Here is a 21,515-nt window from a genome sequence, read left to right on the forward strand (position 1 = left end):
TCGTCTCTTCTGCGGTGGGCTCAATCCTTGTCGGGGCCGGAGGCCTTGCCTCCAAACGAATACGTCAGGCCAATCCAGATCGCGCGCGACGGAGCGGGTGTCATGAACTGCTGCTGCGTCAGCGAGTAGATGCTCCTCACGCCCGACAGGCCGTACGTGGAATAGCGCTTGTTGAACAGGTTGCTGATGTAGGCCGAGATCTCGAGGTTCTTTGTCGGCTTGTAGTGCAGGTTCAGATTGACGAGGCCGTAGCCGGCCACCACGCCGTTCGGGTCGGCATTGTTTTCATTGCCGTGGGCGATCTGCTTGCTGACCAGGATCACGTTCCCGCCCATCGACAGGTTCGGGCTGAAGGCGTACGACGCGCCGAGCTTGAGCGTCTTCGCGGGGATACCCGGGATCTTGTTGCCGCTGACCACGTTCTGCCCGCTGGCCGTGGTGAATGCCGACTTGTAGATCGCATCGACATAGCCAAAGTTGGCCGACAACGACCACTTGTCGATCTTCGTGCTTGCGCCCAGCTCAATGCCGCGCCGTTCGGTCTTGCCAACGTTGGCGAAGTAGCCGTACGTGTTTGAAGTGGCGATGAACTGGATGTCATTGCTGAGCCGCGCGTCGTAGACAGACGCGCTCCAGTAGGTGGACTTGCCCAGCTTTCCACGGCCGCCGAACTCGATGGTTTTGGCCACCACCGCTTTCAGGTCAGGGTCGCCGTTGAACCCCGTGGGGAGCGAGCACGGGCTGTTCGGATCGGCGCAAGACAACTCGATCGATGTCGGTGCGCGCATCGATTCGCTATAGCTGCCGAAGATGCCCTGCCCGCCACCTAGGTCGTAGTTGAACCCGAGTGCCGGGTTGAACCGGTGGTAGTGGTGCGAGCCCGCCAGGCTGTTGGTTTCGGGCCCCGCCACGGCCCCTGCCGGAACGCCGTTCGCGACGGATGCGGCGCCCGATCCGGAGTTCGAATACCGATAGGCGTTCGCGTAGTCGGGGTTGTAGTACGACACGCCGGATACGTCATCCGTCCAGGAATAGCCGCCGTCTTCGTTCAGGTGCTTCTTGTTGGCGCCGCCCTGGTTGAGCGTGGTGTAGTTGAAGCTGCCGGATGCCGTCACGCTCAGCTTTTCCGTCACGCTGAACGTATCGGTGAAATACGCGCTGAAGTTGTTGACGTAGGACGACAGGTTAACCGCGCCGATGACGTTGCTGCCCGTAAACGAAGCGGAATTCGATGTCGACGGCGCCAATCCATTCGCGGTGAATCCGTACGTCTGATTGGGGATCACCACCGTCTGGTAATTGATCAACCGGGCCAGGTAGGTGGTCTGGTCATACGTAATGCGCGAATGGTCGAACGTCCCCCCGAACGTGAACGTATTGTTGTGCCCCGCGAGCTGGCTGAAGTTGGACCACTGCAGGGACGAGCCCACCGTGTCTTCATGCGTGGCGGAATCGACGACACTGGTATTGATGGCGTTGGTCCACCGGCCGTAGCCCAGTGCCAGCGCATTGGCACCGGTGACGGCATTCACTGCCGTGCCGTTCGGCGCCTTGTTCGCGCATTTGTAGGCGGTGACGCCACCTGCGGTGGTCGTTGCCAGCGAGCCGTCGTCGTTCAAGCAACCGTCATCCAGCTGCGCGTTACTGTTGACGTTGTGCAGGTTGGCCTTGCGGTAGTAGACGCTGGCGGCCAGTTGATTGGTGTCGTTCAACCAATGGCTGCCTTTCAGGTTCAGCAGCGCCATCCGGTTTGAGATCGTGTCGGGCCACGTATAGGCGGCGCTGCGGGTGGCCATCATGTCCATCGGCAGCGACTGCGTACCACTGAGCGAGGTATCTGCGAGTGCGGCCGACAGCTCCAGTTGGGTCGCGCCGTCGTTGCCGTGCCACCGCGCCTTTCCATACAGTTGCTTGACCTGGGAACCCGAGTGGTCTCGAAAGCCGTCCTGCCGATCGAAGTTGCCGGCGACGAAGTAGTCGGTGCCGTGTGCCTTGTCGACGATGCCGGTCTCGAAGCTCAGGGCGCGGCGGCCCAACGACCCGCCCAGGGCTTCGACCGACGTGCCCGCATTGTCCTTTCCGTTCTTGGTGTTGACGACGAGCGCGCCGCCCAGGGTGTTGAGGCCGAACATCGGGTTGGAGCCCGGCAGGATGTTGACACTGGACATGGCGTTCATGGGAATGAGATCCCAGTTGACGATGGAGCCGAAGGGCTCATTCATCCGCACGCCATCAAAGTAGACCGACACCCCAATGGGCACGCCCAGCAACGAAGACACCTGAAACCCGCGGTAGTTGATGTCGCTCTGGTACGGATTGCCCGACCCGTTGCTGATGCTGACCTGGCCAAGGTTGTCGTTCAGCAGGTCGGCCAGGTTCGCACTGCGTTGCTCGCGGGCATCCTTTGCGCTGATGCGCTGCGCATTGGCAGGAAACTGAGACAGCGGCACGCCAATGCTGTCGATCGGGGTGGAAGCGACGACCTGCGCGGTGGGCAACGCCACCGCAACGATCTGGTCCTCGGCAAACGCCGGCGCGTACAGCCCTGCGGCAGCAAGCGCAGCCGCTCCACCGGCAAGACACGGTGTGGCGTTGCGCAGACAGCTGGCGCGCTTCCGCGAAGGACTGATATTGAAATGCACAACGTGTCTCCCTGGTGTTTCTCGCTCGCCGTGCCGGGGTGCGTCAATGGCGCATCCCAAGGAACAGGCATGGCGATGCCTAATCCCGGCAGGAAATCAGCGGCAATGGGGTGGACACCTGCGCGCGTCGCGGCAGTGCATATGGTGGGCGCATGGTCATGTCTCCTCTTCTTTTTCGCCCGCGGGGTCTTTGCCTCGCAGGTCAGCGGCTGGCGCACGGGTGTCGATGACCATGCGCCAGCCGTCCTGCTACACCATCAGAAGAAGCCCAGCGGCTTGGTGTCGTAGCTCACCAGCAGGTTCTTGGTCTGCTGATAGTGGTCGAGCATCATCTTGTGGGTCTCGCGGCCCACGCCCGACTTCTTGTAGCCGCCAAACGCCGCATGCGCCGGATACAGGTGGTAGCAGTTCGTCCACACACGCCCCGCCTTGATGGCACGGCCAACGCGGTAGGCGCGGTTGATGTCGCGCGTCCACAGACCGGCGCCCAGGCCGAAATCGGTGTCGTTCGCGATCTGCAGGGCCTGCGCTTCGTCCTTGAAGGTCGTCACGGCAATCACCGGGCCGAAGATCTCTTCCTGGAACACGCGCATGCTGTTGTCGCCCTTGAGCAGCGTCGGCTTGATGTAGTAACCCTTCGACAGATTGCCGGGCAGCACTTCAACATCACCGCCGACCAGGCATTCGGCACCTTCCTCCTGCGCGATCTCCAGGTAGCTGCGGATCTTGTAGAACTGCTGCTCCGAAGCCTGCGCGCCGACCATGGTGTCGGTGTCGAGCGGGTCTCCGCGCTTGATGGCGGCCACCTTGGTCATCACCGCATCCATGAAGCGGCTGTAGATGGATTCCTGAACCAGCGCTCGCGACGGGCACGTGCACACTTCACCCTGATTGAAGAAGCCCAGCACCAGGCCTTCGGCGGCCTTCTCGATGAAGCTAGGCTCGGCCTGCATGATGTCTTCGAAATAGATGTTGGGCGACTTGCCGCCCAGCTCCACCGTCGACGGGATGATGTTTTCGGCCGCGCACTTCATGATGTGCGAACCCACCGGCGTCGAGCCCGTGAAGGCAATCTTGGCGATGCGCTTGCTTGTGGCCAGTGCCTCGCCGGCTTCCTTGCCATAGCCGTGCACGACGTTGAGCACGCCTGCCGGCAGCAGGTCACCAATCAGCTCCATCAGCACGCAGATGCCCAGCGGCGTCTGCTCGGCCGGCTTGAGCACCACGCAGTTGCCGGCAGCCAGCGCAGGCGCCAGCTTCCATGCCGCCATCAGCAGCGGGAAATTCCACGGGATGATCTGGCCGACCACGCCCAGCGGCTCGTGGATGTGATACGCCACGGTGTGCTCGTTGATCTCGGCGGCGGAACCCTCCTGCGCGCGAATGCAGCCGGCGAAGTAGCGGAAGTGGTCTACGGCCAGCGGGATGTCGGCGTTCAGCGTTTCACGCACGGGCTTACCGTTGTCCCACGTTTCGGTTACGGCCAGCAGTTCGAGGTTCTGTTCGATGCGGTCGGCGATCTTCAGCAGGATCAGCGAGCGGTCCTGCACCGAGGTGCGGCCCCAGGCGTCAGCGGCAGCATGCGCGGCGTCGAGCGCGCGGTCGATGTCTTCAGCGGTCGAGCGCGGGAACTCGCCGATCACCTCGCCCGTCACCGGGGTGGTGTTCGTGAAGTACTGGCCCTTGACCGGCGATACGAATTCGCCACCGATGAAATTGCCGTAGCGCGGCTTGAACGAAACGATGGCGCCGGGAGTGCCGGGATGGGCGTAACGCATGGGTTGTCTCCTGATGTTTGAGTGATGACCTCAGCGTCGTGGTCTGCGCTGTGTCCGGTCGTCATCTGCAAAACCCGGGCCATCCCTCGTGGCGGATGGCGCATCCCCTTCGGATCGGCTGTTCAGCCTAATCGGCCTGCGAAACTGCTCCAGAATGGAACAACAGGTGTTGCAAAGCTCAACGCCCCGTCGCCTGAACACCGGATGGACGCGCCTGCGCGCACACAACTTGCATGGCACGACTTTCGCAACGCCGGCCTTTCATCCGAACCCGCCAAGGCACACGATGAGAACGGCCCCACTCCATGCTGCTGCCGCGCTGGCCGTTGCGTGCCTATCCTGGCCGGCCTGCGCCGATACGAACATCGACCCTGCTGGCTCGCCGCTCTGGCCGACGATTCGTGAGGAGGTATTTGGCGCGGCACGAACAACGTTCGACAGCCGCATCAGGATCACCGGGCCGGCGTTTGCGGAAGACCCGATGCAGGTGCCGATTGCGTTTGATGCGTCGGCGCTCGGCAAGGTGGAACGCATCATCGTCGTGGTCGATCGCAACCCGATCCGCAAGGTACTGGAATTCGCGCCGACGCACGTGCGCCCGGCGCTGTCGTTCCGCTTCAAGCTGCAGGAGGCCTCTGCCGTGCGCGTGGCGGCCCGTACGCAGGATGGTGTATGGCATGTTGGTACGTTGCAGGTGGATGCCACCGGCGGCGGCTGCACGCTGCCGGGCGCCACACGCCAGGACGCCACGTGGAGCACCACACTGAACCAGGTGGAGTCGCGCGTGTTTCCGGGCTTCAACGGCGCGGGCAGTCGCATCCGCCTGCGCGTGATGCACCCGATGGACACCGGCCTGGTGGCGGGCATTCCGTCTTTCCATATCGAGCAGCTCAACCTGCTCGATGCCCGGCGTCTGCCGATGCTTGAACTGGCGCTGTACGAGCCCGTGGCCGAGAACCCGATCTTCTCGTTCGATCTGGACGGCCCTGTTGAAGGCGGCATCAGCGTGGCCGGCGTCGACAACAACGGCAACCGCATCCGCGCACAGGTGACACGATGAGCCGACAGCACCAGCGGTTCTGCCTTCTCGTATGCCTTGCGGTGTTGACCGCCATCGCACGCGCGCAAGGCCCCGACTACCACCTCGTACCGCACGCGGTTGCGCCCGACGTCTGGGTGCTGGAAGGCGCCAACGCGGATTTCTCTTCACGCAACGGCTGCAACATCATCAACACCGGCTTCATCGATACCGGCGACGGTGTGCTCGTCATCAACACGGGGCCGTCGATGCTGTACGGCGCGCAGCAGCGCCAGGCCATCCGCACGGTCACATCGGCGCCGGTGCGCTGGGTGTTCAACCTCAACCTGCATCCCGACTACTTCTTCGGCAACCAGGCCTACGCGGATATCGGTGCCCAGGCGCTGCCGGGCACTATTGCCGGTGCGCAACGCGAGGGCGCGGCCTATGCCGACAATCTCTACCGCATCTGCGGCGTGTGGATGCAGAACACGGTATCGACACCGCCCGGCGCGCCGTTGACGCCTGGCGCACGCACCATGGGGCATCACCACATCGACCTCATCCGCCTCGACGGGCATACCGATGACGATCTCGTAGTCGTGGACCGGACCAGCGGTGTGGTCTTCGCCGGCGGCATTGCCTTTCGCGACCGGATTCCCACGACGCCGCACGCCAACCTTGCGCATTGGCTGGCCAGTCTCGATCAGTTGCAGAAGATCGTTGCCGACAGCGGCGCGCGCGTGTTGATCCCCAGCCATGGGCCCGCACTCGGCAAGGCCGATGCCATCGCACAGACACGTGCGTACCTGCAGTGGCTCGATGCGCGCATGCGCCGCGCGGCGGCAGAAGGACGCGATCTGGCCGAGGTGATTGCGATGCCGGTGGACGCACCCTACGCGCAGTGGGGCGGAATGCCCGCGGAGTACGTGCGCAACGTGACCCGCTTCTATCCACGCTACGAGCACGCCGCGCTGGTGCCCTGACATGGCGCCAGACCCCGCCCGGCGACGCTGGATGCGCATCATGCTCGCGACCCTGATCAACCCGGCCCCAACGGTGTCTGCGGCACCCGCACGCGTCACGCTGTTGCGCCTGCAGGACGGCCTGTACGCTGCGCACGCCGCCAACGCAGAAGCCTCACGCGCGAATGCCGGAGAAGTCGTGCCCACGCTGGTACACACGACCGGCAACGGCGTGCTCGTGGTGGACCCCGGCCCGCACGCACGATGGGGCAACCGTCTGATCGCGGCCATCCGGCACATCACCGTCGAGCCGATCCGCTGGGTGGTCAACACGCACGCGCACCCAGAGCATGTGCTGGCCAACGCAGCGTTCGCGCAACTGCAGCCGCGTCCGGCCTTCCTAGCCTCGGCTGCCACCGCCGACCTGATGCGCCAGCGTTGCGAAACCTGTCTGGCGAGGCTGACCGCCATGCTGGGTGCGCGCGTCATGCATGAAACGCAGATCGTCTATCCCGAGCCCGCATTGCGCGATGGCGATTGGCTGCACACCGGCAAGACAGCGTGGCAAGTCCACGTTTGCACGGCTGCGCACAGCGCATCCGACACGGTGCTATACGCGCCGCAGCGGGGGGTGCTGTACGCGGGTGGCCTGGCATATCGGCAGCGCATTCCAGACCTGCAGGACGGCTCGCTGGTTGGGTGGCAGCAAGCGCTTCATGCGCTGGTGCAACTGCCCACCAACCTCGTCGTCGGCACCGCAATCGGCACGCCGGCGCAGATGCTGCGCCCGACGCTGTCCTATCTCGACATGCTCGACAGCGCAATCACGCACGCCATTGAATCCGGCGGCGACGCAGCCCGCGCGCTCGACTACGTTCCTGGCGACGCTTATCGCGACTGGCGCAACTTCCATCCTCGCCATGCGCTGAACGTCGGACGTGCATGGCGCGAGCTGGAAGATCGCTGGATGCAAAGCGCGCCGACAGCCTGATCGCCCCGCTGCTCCATCGCTGAACAGACGGCGGACATGTGTTGCATCGACTGTCTCGCCTCGCCACATCGGTGGCGCACGCGCTGGTGTCCGCAAACGTTAATCAACAGACTGCAACTCCGTGCAATGCACTGCGAACGTCGTGGTACGCATATTGCAATGTCCCGCCGACGTTGAGTGCGCCCCCGCGTGTTCAGCGCCAACACCGCATGCGTTCGAGCCAATTCACTGGACGCATCACACAACGACAATACGGAGACAACATGCAGAACACACGCCTTCGACCCTGCGTCCTGACCGCCATTGCAGCCACCCTTGGCTGCGCAGCGAGTGGCGCCATCGGGCAATCGTCGGTCACGATCTACGGCACCGTCGATGCCGGAGTCCAGTATCAAAACCGCAGCGCAGCCGGCGGCAGCATCACCGAGCTGCACTCGGGCGGCATCAGCCCAAGCATCTGGGGCCTCAAGGGAGCGGAGGACCTGGGCAGCGGCCTGAAGGCCAACTTCAACCTCGAAGGGCATTTCAGCAGCGACACTGGCACGCTCACCACCGGCCCCGGCTTCAGCTCGGAGCTGTTCCGCCGGCAGGCGAACGTCGGCCTCAGCGGCAACTGGGGGGCAATCACGCTGGGGCGCCAGTACAGCCCAGCGCTGCTCGGCACGATCGGCACGGAAGCGCGCGGCTTCAAGGAGCAGTTCTCGAACCTGTACGGCTGGGCCTACAACCAACTCCCCGCACCGGGCAACGCAATGGGTGCCGGTTCCAACCCCGGCAACGACGTGGGCGTGTTCGTGGGCAATGCAGTGCAGTACTCCAACAACTTCGGCCCTGTGTGGCTGGGCGTCGCGTATTCATTTGGAGAGACCGCCGGCAGCTTCAAGCGCGGCAACGAACTCTCGCTGGGTGCCACGTACACGGGCCCGGTCACGGTCGGCCTTGGCTATCAATCGACGGCGGACAGCGGCACGGGCGAGACCCTCAGCCGCTTGTGGAGCGCGGGTGTGGCCGTACCCTTCGGCGCCTTCGCGGGCAGGGTGAACTACATCGGCGTCACCAACAACGCCCCGAGTGGCCAACGCGTATCGGATGTCAAATCGATTGGCGCAGGGCTCGACTACAAGTGGAGCCCCGCCAATACCGCCACGCTGGCCGGCTACTACAGCAAGTACGAAAGCAGCGCGCACGACAGCACTACCAAGTCAGTCGTGCTCAGCAACGACTACGCATTCTCCAAACGCACCACGCTGTATGCGCAGCTCGTGTATGTGAATGCGGGCGCAGTGGGTACGGCCGATCCGCTGGAAAGTCTCAAGACCTCCATCGTTGCAGGCGGTACGGCGCCGGGTGCGAAGACCGTGCTGGCGGGTGTGGGGCTGAAGCATTCGTTCTGAGTGGTACTTGAGCAAAAAAGCCCTTGGCCAACACCGAGGGCTTTTTTTCGCCCCGCAGATACGAAGCATGAATCCTGACGTAGCGCATGGTCTCGGCGGGCGATCCGCGCTACGCTCGGGTATCCTCAACATCACGATTCCTGCCTGCCGAAGCCACCTTGGCGGGCGCTCATTGGAGGTGCCTTGATTCGCGTCCTGCCTGCCTTTGTACTGGGCACGCTTAGCTCAATCTTGCTGGCGGTGAACACGCTGTTCTGGAGCGTGCCGCTGTTCGCGCTCTCGGCGTTCAAGCTGCTGGTGCCGGCCGCGGCAGTCCGCCGCCGGATCGATCCCATGCTCAATTGGGTCGCCACGTGCTGGATCGGTTGCAACAATGCCTGGATCGGCGTGCTGCAACACGAACCGTGGAACGTGGAAGGCGCCGACAACCTGCGCTACGCGGGCTGGTACCTGGTCAATTGCAACCATCGGTCGTGGGTGGACATCTTTGTTCTGCAGCGGGTGTTGAACCGGCGCATCCCACTGCTGAAGTTCTTCCTCAAGCAACAGTTGATCTACGTGCCGGTCATCGGCCTGGCTTGGTGGGCGCTGGATTTTCCGTTCATGCGGCGGCACTCCAAGGCGGCGCTGCGCAAGCACCCCGAGCTGCGCAACCAGGACCGCGAAACCACGCGTCGCGCCTGCGCCAAGTTCGCCCACGTGCCGACGAGCGTCATGAACTTTGCCGAAGGCACGCGATACACCCCCGCGAAGCACCAGACGCAGTCGTCCCCCTATCGCCATCTGCTCAAGCCCAAAGCCGGCGCCCTGGCCTTGACGCTCAACGCGATGGGCGAACGGTTCCAGTCACTACTCGATGTCAGCATTGCCTATCCGGACGGCACACCAAGCTTCTGGCAACTGGCCAGTGGCCGCGCGGGCCGCGTCATGGTGCATATCCGCGAGCTGCCGATCCCGCCCGATTTCTGCACGCACGACTACTCAACCGACTCCGTTTTCCGCAGCGATTTCCACCGCTGGCTCGCCCAGCTCTGGCAAGAGAAAGACCAGCAGATCGAAAACATGCTGGCGCAGGCGGCACACCGCGTGCCGTAGCCCGCACGCCGGTGCTTTTCTTGCGGCGCAGAGCAATCCAGAGCGAAGGGACACAATGCGACATCGCCCGAAGAAAGTCTCTGGGTTGACTTTTACTACTCCGTAGCCGAATAGCTACCGAACACATGGAGTTCGTCGATACCGGAACTACCGAGGGGCGTGGCAGGAGGTGTCGACGCGGTGACCTGTGCCGACGCCTAGTAGCATTTGACACACGCCGTGCCGGATAGACAGCACGGGCATGTCCGGGCTCGGGACTGCCGGCCCGCGCCCACAGCAAAAAGCGATGCGAGGTGGGCTCCGGCTTCAGTGCAACCGGTAGTCGATCTCCTGCCTTTGATCGCCCTGGGTCAGGGTGACATGCGTGATCGCGATGCGGGGGTCGTCAGGGTCCTTACGGTACGCGAAGGTGGCAACCGGGCGGTTGCGCGGGGCCGATAGCGTCACGCGATTTTTGTCGTCGTAGGTCATCCGGCTCCTGGAGTCATCGATATAGATGATGGCCGTCATGTTGTCGCGTTCGTCGTATTCGAAGCCATACGCGTTCCCCTTGGGATTGGACTCGCGTACAAGCCGTCCTTTCGCGTCGTACTGGAACCGGACCACCCCGCCCTTTTCATCCTGAACGGTAGTCACCAGCCCCGTGGCGGGATCCCGGGTCGTCGTCAGGGCGCCGCCTGCCCGGCCGTCCACGCGGATGCACACACCGTTGAGGGTGTAGGTTTCACGGGCGATGCCGCAACCTTCTGGGTAGGTGCGTACCAGGTTGTTGCCCTGGCGCACGATCCGGCTTTTCCCGCGGCAAGCATCGCCCTGGAACGTGTTTTTGACAACGAACACCGCGCCGTCAGGAATCACCGGCGCCATCGATGGGTAGGCCGGATCGCGCAGTGAACTCTCGCTGAACGGCTCCACCTCGCGTCGCTTCACCGCTTCCTTGTAAAGGTCCGTCTCGACGATTTTCCTGCGCTTGGCAACGCGGTCGTATTGAAATCTGTATTCCATCTGGATATCGATGCGGCCCTTCTCCATCGTCTTGCTTCGCTCGCTGCCAGGTCCCCCCGGTTGGACGACATACTGCGTGGTCGCAGCGACGCCGTTCTCCTTCAGGTCGAGAGCAAGATCCTCGCTATATTCCGCGAGCTTGATCCGGCTATCCATCACCGTCGACCAGCCCAGGCCGTAAGCGCTCTGATAATCGGAGAAGGAGTTGTAGACGCGACGGAAGGGTTCACCTGCGGGATCGTCCGCGTCCCTCAGCGTGCTGAAGGTGGTGGAGTAATTGCCATTGCGCACATTTACGCCGTTGACGACGTAGAAGCTGCCATCGGGCACGTCGACCACGCGTGTTGCCTGGGCCTGAGCGTTGCCGAGCATGGCGAGGGACAGGCAGCCAAGAAGAAGAGAAGGTCTGAGCATGGTCGGATTTATCCGGTAGCAGTTGAAAAATTGGATCGGGTTACGGCTCGCGACGGTCGCGAGCACAGAATGAACATGAGCAGCGGCCACTCCAGCCACGCATGGAAGCCTGCCGCCACCCCATACAGCTGGCGCGCGTCGCCAAAGCGCTGCACGAAATAGATAGCCAGGCCAGCAGTCAGCAGCACGGTGCACGCACGCAGCCAATACGGCACGGGCGCCCGGCCGGTGCGTTGCTCCTCGGCGCGCGGCAACACCTTCAGCACGTAGTAGTAGTGCAGACACTGCGCCAGCACCGCCGCGCTGAGCAACGCAGCGCGCAGCGTGCCGCCAGCGGTGCCAGAAAGGCCGGGGACCTGCCCATCCAGCCAGCCCAGACCCAGTCCAGTCAAGGACGCTGGCCACCCACCCACGGCTCCCAGCGCAACCACTGCCAGTGGCAGCATGAAAACGAGGCCCGCCACCTGGGCTTGCGGGCGATAGTGCTGGTCGTCGCGGGCCATGTCCCAGGCAAAGGCCATGGGCGTGAAATTGTGCAGCAGCGCCAGCACCAGCAGCACATCTCCGATGCGCCCCCATTCCAGCGCCGCCCACACTGAGCCAGAAGCCAGTAGTGCCACCAACCGAACTGGCCAGCCCGCTCCCTTGGGCGCGGCAGCCACCGCCAGCATCAGCGCTGCAAGGGCCAGCAAGTCCAGCACCTGCTGGGCTTCCATTGACACCTTGCCCAACCAGGCCAATGCCCGGAGTGCAGCGTGCGCCAGCAGCACCAGCATCAACACTCCCCACCAGCCCACAGGCCAGCGAGCGAAATACCGGCTGCGCAGAAAGCCCAATTCCCAGATCACGTGGGGCAGCCCGAATACCGCCAGCGCGCACACATACAGCGGCCCTGGCGCCACAATCGCCAGCGCGGTGACAAGCACCACGAAGCCACCCAGCGAGCGGCTCACCATAGCAGCCACCCTGCCGTGAACGACCCCAGATTGGCCACAGCCGATGCCCCCAACGCTGGCCTCCATGCCCTTGTAACACCTAGCCGCAGCACCCACGCTTCCAGCAGCACGACGCCCAGTTCGATCGTCCACAACCCCTGCGTGTAGTCGTGCGGCGACAAGTAGCTAACTGCCCGCCATGCGACCGGGTGGCTCAGTCCCGTGGCCAGCAGGCCGAACAGGCACACGCGCCCCACGCCCCGGCGCCACAGCAACGCTAGCAGCAACGGCAGTTCCACCAGCCAGGACAGCCCCATCGCCTGCCATTGCGACACACCACGCTCCGCTTATTGCCACAGCTTGTCCAGCCAGCTGGCCGGACTGAACTGGCGTTCGAACGCCTGCGGCGACGCGCAGGTCATGACCTGCCGCAGGGCCTCCCGGGAACCCCTGTAATAGAAGCGCTGGCTCTGCCACTCACTTGTGCAAGCGCCCGGAAATTGCTCCGCCTTTCCGTCCACCCGCATCTCTACGGCGCAGGCATCTCCGGCGGCCTTGCCTTTGCAGAAACGGTCGGCAAGCGGCTGAGCCGGAGGCTTGCAGTCAAAGGGCAGCTCGGGCGCGGGTTCGGCAGGGTCGTTGCGCTGTACCCAATCGATATAGGGCTTGCACAATGCCGGGCTGGCCACGAACCCACCAGACGGAACGCCGTTGTCGATCTCCACGCGTGTGGTGCGGACACAGGCTCGCTCGATTTCGCCTCGGGCATTGACCGACGATCGGCACACACCTGCCCCGCCGCCCTGCAACGGGTTACCCGGCAATTCGCAGGCGTCATCCAACCGCTTGCCACGGCAGAACTGGTCTGCCTGGTCGTAGGTTTTCGGGTTGTTCCGCAGTCGAGTCCATGCATCTGCAATGTGGGGTGGCGTCACATCGGCATGCGCCGTGGCGAACGCCAGCACGCCCCACGCCAGAATCAATACGAACCCACGCCCCACGCTCAACGTTTTCTGCATTCTCATCACCTTGCAACCCGGCTTCACTCAGCAAGCCGGCACGGGCCGCGCATCCACCTTGAAGCGGTAGGTCTTGCGGGCGGCGAACAGGCCCGCCGGCACAGACTGGAGTTCAATCACCCCGCTGTGCACCGATCGCCCAGCCTCCAGAAACAACCCAACCCTGGGGTCATCGCCATCCGGCATGGCCAGTTGTTCCACCCGGATCAATGAGAAGGTGGTCTCATCGCCCGAAGTCATGCGCCATCCGTCACCCACCTGGCCTGGCAGGCTCAGCCACAAAGTGTTGTTGTTGGCATCGACGGTAAAACTCGGCTCGCTGCCGCTGCTGGCGACCTCTAGCCGCTGGGGCTCACCCACAGGTTGCTCGTGCGGATAGATCATGCCCAACACCACGGCATAGGTCTTGCCAGAAGGCGTGTTCAGGCGCAATTCGGCCTTGCCGTAACTGGCAGCGTGCACATAGACCCACCGCTGTGCGAGCGGCCCATTTTTTTCCACCGGATAGCCCAGGCGCTCGACCGTCTCCTGCGTCAGCACCTCCAACGGAGGGCTTATGCCTTGCCGGATCACTCGGACGCTGGCGACTGCCCCTTCAGGTGCCAGATAGGCAAAAACCGCCCCGACGGGCATACGTTGCTCCAAAGGCGCTGGCTGGGCCGCCAGCTCAACCAGCGGCGGCTGGATGCGCGGCACTGGGGGCTCCTTCACTCGATTCGGGTCAATGCAAGCCAGGGCACTGATGTGCCCCATGATCAACAATCCGGCAATGGGCCATTGGATTCGAGGGCGGCAGATCATGCGCATCTTTTTTCCCACTTGCGCTCCTATTTTGAGGTGGTGGTGCTGACTTTTGTAGGCGTTGTGGTGTCGTGAAGCGTCCCGCCGTTCTTCACATATTCTTGCCTTCTGGCCTCACCCTCTTTTTGAGCCTGCTTCGAAGCGTTTTGAACATCCTGGCATCTTTTCTCGTTTGCTGAACCGAAGCATCCCGCGTAAGTCCCCGTTGCACTGAGCGCCAAAATGCAGCCTAGGCAAACGCTCATCACATTTTTGATCAGCACCAGATGCCGCGCTTCTGTTTTGAATCCGTTCATGATTCCCTTCTTAAAAAGATTGGGAAATTTTATTATTACGCGTCGCATACAAGTCCATACCCTACAAGAGGGGGATAGGGGAGATTCCCCTTGCGGACAACTTCAAAAACCTGCATGCACAGGAGCACCGACTTCATCGTGCTGCGCCGCGCCCATGCATGGACTCAGCCTCCATGGCAGCCCGCGCTTCGGCTTCAGCTTTGCGCTGTGCAGCCACACGCGCAGCCTCGTACGCAGGATCCGGCCGGGCGTACCGTGCCCAGACAGCCGCGCGACAACGCTCTTCTTCGTGCCGGGCGCGTTGCTGACACGCGTTGTTGTGTGCCGAGGTCTGCTGCCCCAGACAGGCGTGCAACGACGCCTTCTCCATTTGGCTGCATATCTCGAATTCGTCGGAGGTCGGCGATGCCACGGCCATTGAGCCGCCGCACAGCAACGCCATGCACAACAAGATGTCTCGCATCGACAGAAAAGTCGTCGGCGTCATGATCGACTCAATGCTCCGCTATTATTTGGATTGAATCGGCGGCTTGCCGCCCAGAACTTCACCCAACGCTTGCACGTGCAGCAGGGAAATGTTGTGATGATTGCCCCGCGTCAATTGCAGGGTCAGCGTGCCATCCTTGGGAATGACGTTGAGGGTGTCATAGCCGGTCAACTGTCCGGTGTACACCCACAGAACCACCCCACTGCTAACGACCTCGCCGTCGATTGAGAGCACGAAACAATGGCCGCTCAAACGGCCCATCATGTTCGATTCGTTATACCGCGTCGGGTCTAGCATCCAGCGCGCGCCGTAGGGTTCCCAGGCTGCCACGTCGTTTTCCGTCAGCGTAAGGCTTGCCTGCCGCCGTGTAGCGGACACATCGTTCAGATCGCACTGACTGCCATTTGAGGTACCGAAGGATTCCGTGACGGCGAGTGTCAGGCGCGGTTGGCTGGCAAACTTGCGGGGCGCGGCTTCTGCTGCCAGTTGCTGCTCGTAGTGGACGCTGGCGCAGCCTTGCAGTATGGGAAACACGACCGCGAAGTACAGCAATCGGAGGGCAGTCCAGCTCAATGCCTTCATCCAAAGGTTCCTTCTCTCTTGACAAAAGCGCTATCCAACGAGATCTCCACGGAGTCGAAAGCCGCGAAGAAATATATTAATTCACCAGAGTGGCGTTATTGAGTCAGGCCTGCAGAATTATTGATCCGAGGCGGGTTCCAATACGAAATGCAACCCCGCCTGTTATTGAACAAGAAACTGATCTGAGGGGTAAGGCAGGATCTCCGATACCTTCTCAACAGTGTGAAAGGAAGTTGCCAGAGTACTCCCCACCAACAAGTAGTGGGGGCCCCACTAGCAGCAGAAGTACCGAAGAGAAATTTACACAAAAACACCCCGAATCACCCCCTCCGAATTCCGAGGGTAGTGAGCCAATTAATCCAACCGACAGCGGCGCGAGATGAATGAGCCGTCGATGTATGGGCGGGTATCAGCGAGGACTCGTGCACGTTTCAACACGGTTATCGCACGGTGGGTGATCCCTTCGCCATTTCTCGTCTGCTTCCTTCTGTTTTTTCTGGCGATCCGCCTCCACCGCTTCAGCGGCCGCCTGTGCCTTCTTGTTGCGCGCCTCAGCCTCGGCCTGGCCTCGCTTCATCTCGGCATCGGCTTTTTCCTGTGCTTGCCGTCTCGCTGTGTCATCGGTATGCAGCACGATGCCCTCCATACTGCTGCTCGTCGAAAACGGTTTTTGCGCAGCGCCGGAAGGCTTGCTGCTGTCGGTAAGTTTTCGTTCGGATGCGGATTTGTTTGTCGACGACGCTGAGGCATTGGTTGTATCCGCCGCACCCGCCTTACCTGCGTCACGGGCCCGATCGGACGTACCGCGGTTGACCGCCGCATTGCCGGATGGATCGTTCGCACTATTGGTGCCATTCGCCGCGCTTGCGTTCGTCTTCGTCCCATTGCCACCGGCGCTCGATGCAGCTGTGCCTTCGGATTTCGTGCCTGCCGTCGGGCTGCCGCTCTGGTTGCTACGGCCACCTGATCCACCGCCGTCGCGCCGCTCATTCTCGGCGACGATGCGATCGAACTCCGCGCGATCAGGCAAAGGCGGCGGACGCATCTGAACGGCTATTGTGTTCAACGACTGGCTGATGCTCTGAACCCACGCGCTGTTTTCCGCCGCTGCGCGTCGTGACGCTTCAGTTGCTCCCTGCATCCGCTGTTGCGACGCCCTGACGCGCTCCATTTCCGACTCGATACGCGACTGCCCCATCTGCACCAGCTCCCTGAGGCCGTCGAGGCTTGCCAGGTATTTCGTGTTGACGCGCTGTCGTTCGTCCCACGTCAACAAGGAGTAGACCGGGACGAGTTTGGCAAAGTCCACCGGACGTGCGGCAAAGTCATGTACGCAGTTGCGGAAGCGCGTTGCGATGCCGTATGCCTGCGCCCAATTGCTGCGGGCGTTTGCCGGATTCGACAGATCGTCGTATCGATCGGGGAAGTTGAATAGCTCGCCATTGCACTTGTAACCGAGTTCTTCTGCGGAAAAACCGCTATTCACGGCGCGCTCGATCTCGGTACGGCGGTTGTAGCGTTCCGCACTCAACTTCGCCTGCGCCACCTGTGCTGGAGTGGCACCGGCCAGCAACACCTTCTCAACGTCAAGCGACTCACGCGAGGTCGCGACATCGATGGGTCGAGCGCCGTCCTTCGCGACGATAGCCCTCGACGCACCGGCGCTCAGTAGCGCAGTCGCAATACCCGGACTGTTGACGCGCGCGGCATAGTGAAGCGGCGTGCTTCCGTATTTGTCCTGAGCGTTAACATCAGCGCCCGCCGCCAACAGCATATTGACCACATTCAAGCTGCGATAGAACGTCGCCAGGTGTAACGATTGGCGGCCGTCGCCGCAGTCCGTGGCCACGCGTGCGCCGGCATCCAGCAACGCCTTGGTTTCCTGGCCGGAATTGGACCACTCGATCGACTGGCAGATGAGTGCCTCCGCGCCTGGTTTGCCTTCGCTTTTAGGAATGGCCTCGAGCGACGCGCCCGCGTTGACGAGCAGCTTCAACACGGCGACATCACCACGCCGTGCTGCGACATCAATGACGCGCTTGCCATACTTGTCGCTTGCGTCCGCTCGTGCGCCTAGCGTGAGCAGGCGTTTGACCTCGGCCGCGTCGCGCTCTCGAACGGCATCGAACAGTGCGGCATTTCTTTGCTCTGGCGACGACAGCGGCTGTCCCGTGGTGGCGGCTTGCAGCAGCGACTGCGACTGAGTGGATTTGCTCGCGATAGCGTAGTCCATCGCTGTATGGCCGTCAGGCGTGACGGCTGCCGGGTTGGCGCCGGCCTCGAGTAGCCGCTTGACTGTGCGTGTCGCACCACGTTGTGCCGCATAGTGAAGCGGCTCCCAGCCCTTTGCATCCCGCACGTCCACGCGTGCGCCACCCGCCAACAGCGCAGCGACGACAGGTTCGGAGTCATAGAAATTGCGCCGGTCCGATATCAGATGCAGAGGACGCAAGCCGTTAGCGAGCGCGGCATTGGGATCCGCTTTCGCGGCGATCAGCGCGGCGATCCCTTCGGACCTACCAGTGGCCGCGGCAAAGTGAATCGGAAGCCAGCCATCCTTGCCCGGCGCATCGACCTTGGCGCCAGCGGCAAGCAACATGTTGATGATGGCACTCTGCTTGTAGAGGTTTTCGTGCAAGTACGGGAGTCCCCGTTGCGCAGCGTAGTGCAGGGGCTGATTACCCTCTGACGACACGACATCGGCTTTCGCGCCGTGCGCCAGCAGGATCTGCATGACGCTTGTCATTCCGTTTTCAGCGGCGAGGTGGATCGGCTGCTTGCCGTCGCCGGTCTTGGCATCAACCTTGGCGCCTGTCGCAAGCAGCAGCTGCGCAGCTTCGATATAGCCCGCATCCTTCATGCGCCGCTGGTCTCCGCTATAGTGGGCTCCCTGGCCGCGTGCGACCAGATGCAACGGCTGGAATTGCCCCTCCTTGCCACTCGACAGCGCGTCGACCTTGGCACCGCTGGCGAGAAGTACCTTGAGCATTACCGCATCCCCGTTGTTCGCGGCGTAATGGATCGCCTGCCAACCGTTCTTGGCGACGGCGTTGGGCGGCGTGCCGGCCGCGATTTGTGCCTTGACGACATCGGTATTGCCTTTCTCGGCCGCTGCCACCAATAGTTCGGCACCGGCGTTGGAACTGGTCGGGCGTACACCGGCATCCATCAACACCTGGACGTTTGCCAGGCGATTCGCTTCGATGGCGATCGTCAACGGGGTTCTTCCGTCTGAGGCAGGCGCATCGAGCTTCGCCCCGGCGGCGATCAGGCGCTTGAGCGATTCGGTGCTGTCAGTTCCCGCCGCGATATGGATCGCTTGTGCGCCGTGGCTATTGGCCTCATCGATCTTTGCTCCCTTGGCCAGCAGGAACTGAACCATTTCGGGCTTCCCCCCCTCGACCGCCATCATCAAAGGAGTATGTTCACGCGGCGTTGTCGTAGCCAGGCCGGCCCCTGCATCTAGAAGCGCCTGCACCGCCTCGGGCTCGCCGCCGCCTGCGGCAAAATCAATCGGACGCAAGCCGTCCTCAGAAGGGGCATCGATCGTTGCACCTGCCGCTATAAGCGACTTCATGAGTGGAACGTTACCCACCAACGCAGCGACGTGAAGCGGCCGCATGCCATGTTCGCTGGCCTGAGCGTTGGCACTAACACCCGCGTCACGCAGACGTTGAACAGCAACAGTGTCGCCGTTGGCTATGGCCTTGATAAGCGCATCTGTCTTTTGGTTGCTCGACATGCCAGCAATAGCCGCAGCCGTCACCGTGGACGTGTCGCCGCCGCTCGTCTGTGCAGCTGTTTGACCGACACAGATCACGCCGGCAGCCAGCACGCCAGCTAACGCTCTTATTTTGTTCTTCTTGTCACGCATATTCGTGGCTGCCAACGAATGGCGCCCCTCCTCTGTGGAAATTACTGCAACCTAGCCATCAACGTCCTGCCGGACGAGCGCGTGCTTCTCGGCCAACTGTTGCAGCGCGGTGGCCTGCTTCGCGTCTTTCAGACTGGGAATAGTGGGATTTTCCTGCGCATACGTGCCGACCGCTACCGACAGTAGCGAAGCGAGAATCCGGCTGCCAATAGCCGGTTTGATGGATGGCAGAAATCTCCGAATGCAGTGAAGCAAAGGGAGGCATTCGCGCTTGCCAGCATATCAGCCCTTGCTAGCGCGGTGTTGCCGCCAGCATTCAAGGTCAGGTGTTGCCGGCTTGTGCCGGGCCGCCGACGTCCACATCTCCATTCGCGGAGACGGAAACGTCCTGCTGGGCTTTAACGGTATGCTTTTTTCTTCTTCCGCGCCTCAAGCTTCGCGTTGGCCTCGGCACGATCTTTAGCCTTGAGACTGAGCTTGATTTCAGCCTTGCCGATCTGCTCGCGAAGGCTTTTAGGAACGCGCAGGCGCGCATAGTAGGTGCCGTTACGGCGAACAAGCCCAGGCTTGTTTTTTCATGGTCTCCATGACCCCCTGTGTACCACATCATGAGGAACAAGGGCAGCTAGACCATTGATGCAAAAGAAAACCCCAGTTGCTACAAGCAACTGGGGCTGTCTGGCGGAGAGGGTGGGATTCGAACCCACGGTACCGTCGCCGGTACGCCTGATTTCGAGTCAGGTACATTCGACCACTCTGCCACCTCTCCGGTAACTGGGTCGCTGAATCGCGAAACCGCGAGTATAACAAAACTTTTCCGGCCCGATCAAGGGGGTCGGCGCAACTCCATCAAACTGCCGGCTTCAGCACTTCCTGGCCGCCCAGATACGGGCGCAGAACCGTCGGCACCGTGACCGAGCCATCCGCGTTCTGGTAGTTCTCCAGTACGGCCACTAACGTGCGGCCCACCGCGAGGCCCGAACCGTTGAGCGTGTGCACCAGCTCCGGCTTGCCCTGCGCGTTGCGGAAGCGCGCTTGCATGCGGCGCGCCTGGAAGTCGCCCATGTTCGAGCACGAACTGATTTCGCGGTACGTGTTCTGCGCCGGAATCCACACCTCGATGTCGTACGTCTTGGTGCTGCCGAAGCCCATGTCGCCCGTGCACAGCACGACGGTGCGGAACGGCAGTTCCAGCTTGCGCAGGATGTTCTCGGCGCAGTTGGTCATGGCGTCCAGCGCGGCGGCCGAGGCTTCGGGCTGCACGATCTGCACCATCTCAACCTTGTCGAACTGATGCTGGCGGATCATGCCGCGCGTGTCCTTGCCGTACGAACCGGCTTCAGAACGGAAACACGGGGAATGCGCCGCGAACATCATCGGCAGCGCGTCAGCGGCAACGATCTCATCGCGCACGAGGTTCGTGAGCGGCACTTCGGCGGTCGGGATCAGGTAGAAGTTTTCGACGCGCTCGCCCTCCTCTTCTGCGCTGTGCCCCATCTTGCGCGGCACACGGAACAGGTCTTCCTCGAACTTCGGCAACTGGCCGGTGCCACGCATCGACGCGGCGTTGACGATGTAGGGCACGTACGCCTCGGTGTAGCCGTGCTCCAGCGTGTGCGTGTCGAGCATGAACTGCGCGAGGGCGCGGTGCAGCCGCGCCACCTGGCCCTTGAGCACAGTAAAGCGCGCGCCCGACAGCTTGGCGCCCGCGTCAAAATCCAGCCCCAGCGCGGCGCCCAGATCCACGTGGTCCTTGACCGGGAAATCGAATGTGCGCGGCGTGCCTTCGCGGCGCACTTCCACATTCTGCGTTTCGTCGCGGCCGGCCGGCACGCTTTCGTGCGGCAGGTTCGGGATCGACAGCATCAGCTCCTGCACCTTAGCCTGCACCACGTCGAGTTGCGCGGCAGACGCCTTCAGCTCGTCGCCGATGCCCGACACCTCGGCCATCACGCCCGATGCATCCTCGCCCTTCCCCTTGAGCATGCCGATCTGCTTGGACAGGCTATTGCGGCGCGCCTGCAGCTCTTCGGTGCGGGTCTGGATGGCCTTGCGTTCCGCTTCGAGCGCGGCAAAGCCGGCCACGTCGAGCACGTAGCCGCGATCTTTGAGGCGCGCGGCGACGGCGTCGATGTCTTTGCGCAGCAGTTGGATATCAAGCATGGTGGGAAAAAAGAAAACCGAAGATTGCGAGCGATCTGAATGATCGAAAAACCGAT

At 62.4% G+C, this 21,515-nt stretch carries 16 protein-coding genes, 1 tRNA gene and 1 pseudogene; 5 read left to right on the forward strand and 13 right to left on the reverse strand.

What is annotated here, in order from left to right; all coding sequences use genetic code 11:
• Positions 1-20: 20 nt before the first annotated feature.
• Positions 21-2,642 carry a TonB-dependent receptor gene (locus R2N16_RS14240; protein WP_316666399.1) on the reverse strand — a complete coding sequence of 874 codons (2,622 nt, stop codon included), beginning with the start codon at positions 2,640-2,642 and terminating at the stop codon, positions 21-23.
• Positions 2,643-2,899: 257 nt separating this feature from the next.
• On the reverse strand, positions 2,900-4,420 hold the full coding sequence (gene exaC / locus R2N16_RS14245; protein ID WP_024972380.1) for an acetaldehyde dehydrogenase ExaC: 1,521 nt from the start codon (positions 4,418-4,420) through the stop codon (positions 2,900-2,902).
• A 286-nt stretch (positions 4,421-4,706) separates the two neighbouring features.
• Between exaC and R2N16_RS14250 the strand changes: the two genes are divergently transcribed.
• From R2N16_RS14250 to yihG, 5 genes are all read left to right on the forward strand, one after another.
• Positions 4,707-5,480, forward strand: a complete 774-nt coding sequence (locus R2N16_RS14250) for a quinoprotein dehydrogenase-associated SoxYZ-like carrier (protein WP_316666400.1) — start codon at positions 4,707-4,709, stop codon at positions 5,478-5,480.
• On the forward strand, positions 5,477-6,424 hold the full coding sequence (locus R2N16_RS14255) for a quinoprotein relay system zinc metallohydrolase 1 (protein WP_316666401.1): 948 nt from the start codon (positions 5,477-5,479) through the stop codon (positions 6,422-6,424). Before R2N16_RS14250 ends, R2N16_RS14255 begins: the two co-directional genes overlap by 4 nt.
• A 40-nt stretch (positions 6,425-6,464) precedes the next feature.
• On the forward strand, positions 6,465-7,394 hold the full coding sequence (locus R2N16_RS14260) for an MBL fold metallo-hydrolase (protein ID WP_316666402.1): 930 nt from the start codon (positions 6,465-6,467) through the stop codon (positions 7,392-7,394).
• Between the two features lie 263 nt (positions 7,395-7,657).
• On the forward strand, positions 7,658-8,788 hold the full coding sequence (locus tag R2N16_RS14265) for a porin (RefSeq protein ID WP_316666403.1): 1,131 nt from the start codon (positions 7,658-7,660) through the stop codon (positions 8,786-8,788).
• A gap of 183 nt (positions 8,789-8,971) precedes the next feature.
• Positions 8,972-9,883, forward strand: coding sequence for a 1-acylglycerol-3-phosphate O-acyltransferase, YihG family (gene yihG / locus R2N16_RS14270; protein ID WP_316666404.1), 912 nt, complete (start codon positions 8,972-8,974; stop codon positions 9,881-9,883).
• 306 nt (positions 9,884-10,189) lie between these two features.
• Here yihG and R2N16_RS14275 read toward each other — a convergent pair whose 3' ends face one another.
• From R2N16_RS14275 to serS, 11 genes and pseudogenes are all read right to left on the reverse strand, one after another.
• A complete protein-coding gene (locus tag R2N16_RS14275) occupies positions 10,190-11,302 on the reverse strand; it encodes an RHS repeat domain-containing protein (protein ID WP_316666405.1) in 1,113 nt (370 codons plus the stop codon).
• An 8-nt stretch (positions 11,303-11,310) separates the two neighbouring features.
• Entirely contained in the window at positions 11,311-12,258 is a 948-nt protein-coding gene (locus R2N16_RS14280; RefSeq protein WP_316666406.1) for a hypothetical protein, read from the reverse strand.
• Positions 12,252-12,572, reverse strand: a complete 321-nt coding sequence (locus tag R2N16_RS14285) for a hypothetical protein (protein ID WP_316666407.1) — start codon at positions 12,570-12,572, stop codon at positions 12,252-12,254. Before R2N16_RS14285 ends, R2N16_RS14280 begins: the two co-directional genes overlap by 7 nt.
• Before the next feature lie 12 nt (positions 12,573-12,584).
• Positions 12,585-13,256 (reverse strand): hypothetical protein, encoded by a 672-nt coding sequence (locus tag R2N16_RS14290; RefSeq protein WP_316666408.1) that lies wholly within the window; start codon positions 13,254-13,256, stop codon positions 12,585-12,587.
• Positions 13,257-13,283: 27 nt separating this feature from the next.
• Positions 13,284-13,952 (reverse strand): hypothetical protein, encoded by a 669-nt coding sequence (locus R2N16_RS14295; protein WP_316666409.1) that lies wholly within the window; start codon positions 13,950-13,952, stop codon positions 13,284-13,286.
• Positions 13,953-14,083: 131 nt separating this feature from the next.
• Positions 14,084-14,353 (reverse strand): hypothetical protein, encoded by a 270-nt coding sequence (locus R2N16_RS14300; protein WP_316666410.1) that lies wholly within the window; start codon positions 14,351-14,353, stop codon positions 14,084-14,086.
• Between the two features lie 508 nt (positions 14,354-14,861).
• A complete protein-coding gene (locus tag R2N16_RS14305) occupies positions 14,862-15,422 on the reverse strand; it encodes a hypothetical protein (RefSeq protein ID WP_316666411.1) in 561 nt (186 codons plus the stop codon).
• 409 nt (positions 15,423-15,831) lie between these two features.
• Positions 15,832-19,296, reverse strand: a complete 3,465-nt coding sequence (locus R2N16_RS14310; RefSeq protein WP_316666412.1) for an ankyrin repeat domain-containing protein — start codon at positions 19,294-19,296, stop codon at positions 15,832-15,834.
• 398 nt (positions 19,297-19,694) lie between these two features.
• Positions 19,695-19,844 (reverse strand): annotated as a pseudogene (locus tag R2N16_RS14315) (DUF6538 domain-containing protein); the annotation flags it as partial.
• 131 nt (positions 19,845-19,975) lie between these two features.
• Positions 19,976-20,065: transfer RNA gene (locus R2N16_RS14320), tRNA-Ser, on the reverse strand.
• A gap of 80 nt (positions 20,066-20,145) precedes the next feature.
• Complete coding sequence (gene serS / locus R2N16_RS14325; RefSeq protein ID WP_316666413.1) at positions 20,146-21,459, reverse strand: serine--tRNA ligase; 1,314 nt, start codon at positions 21,457-21,459, stop codon at positions 20,146-20,148.
• Positions 21,460-21,515: the final 56 nt, after the last annotated feature.

The sequence above is a fragment of the Ralstonia psammae genome (assembly GCF_958405935.1).
Classification (GTDB): domain Bacteria; phylum Pseudomonadota; class Gammaproteobacteria; order Burkholderiales; family Burkholderiaceae; genus Ralstonia; species Ralstonia psammae.

What these genes read in the sequence shown, in the direction of transcription:
- serS (WP_316666413.1), bottom strand. Translation starts at nt 21,459, where the DNA reads ATGCTTGATATCCAACTGCTGCGCAAAGACATCGACGCCGTCGCCGCG.
- R2N16_RS14290 (WP_316666408.1), bottom strand. Translation starts at nt 13,256, where the DNA reads ATGCAGAAAACGTTGAGCGTGGGGCGTGGGTTCGTATTGATTCTGGCG.
- R2N16_RS14265 (WP_316666403.1), top strand. Translation starts at nt 7,658, where the DNA reads ATGCAGAACACACGCCTTCGACCCTGCGTCCTGACCGCCATTGCAGCC.
- R2N16_RS14300 (WP_316666410.1), bottom strand. Translation starts at nt 14,353, where the DNA reads ATGAACGGATTCAAAACAGAAGCGCGGCATCTGGTGCTGATCAAAAAT.
- R2N16_RS14305 (WP_316666411.1), bottom strand. Translation starts at nt 15,422, where the DNA reads ATGAAGGCATTGAGCTGGACTGCCCTCCGATTGCTGTACTTCGCGGTC.
- exaC (WP_024972380.1), bottom strand. Translation starts at nt 4,420, where the DNA reads ATGCGTTACGCCCATCCCGGCACTCCCGGCGCCATCGTTTCGTTCAAG.
- R2N16_RS14275 (WP_316666405.1), bottom strand. Translation starts at nt 11,302, where the DNA reads ATGCTCAGACCTTCTCTTCTTCTTGGCTGCCTGTCCCTCGCCATGCTC.
- R2N16_RS14260 (WP_316666402.1), top strand. Translation starts at nt 6,465, where the DNA reads ATGCTCGCGACCCTGATCAACCCGGCCCCAACGGTGTCTGCGGCACCC.
- R2N16_RS14280 (WP_316666406.1), bottom strand. Translation starts at nt 12,258, where the DNA reads ATGGTGAGCCGCTCGCTGGGTGGCTTCGTGGTGCTTGTCACCGCGCTG.
- R2N16_RS14250 (WP_316666400.1), top strand. Translation starts at nt 4,707, where the DNA reads ATGAGAACGGCCCCACTCCATGCTGCTGCCGCGCTGGCCGTTGCGTGC.
- R2N16_RS14255 (WP_316666401.1), top strand. Translation starts at nt 5,477, where the DNA reads ATGAGCCGACAGCACCAGCGGTTCTGCCTTCTCGTATGCCTTGCGGTG.
- R2N16_RS14310 (WP_316666412.1), bottom strand. Translation starts at nt 19,296, where the DNA reads ATGCGTGACAAGAAGAACAAAATAAGAGCGTTAGCTGGCGTGCTGGCT.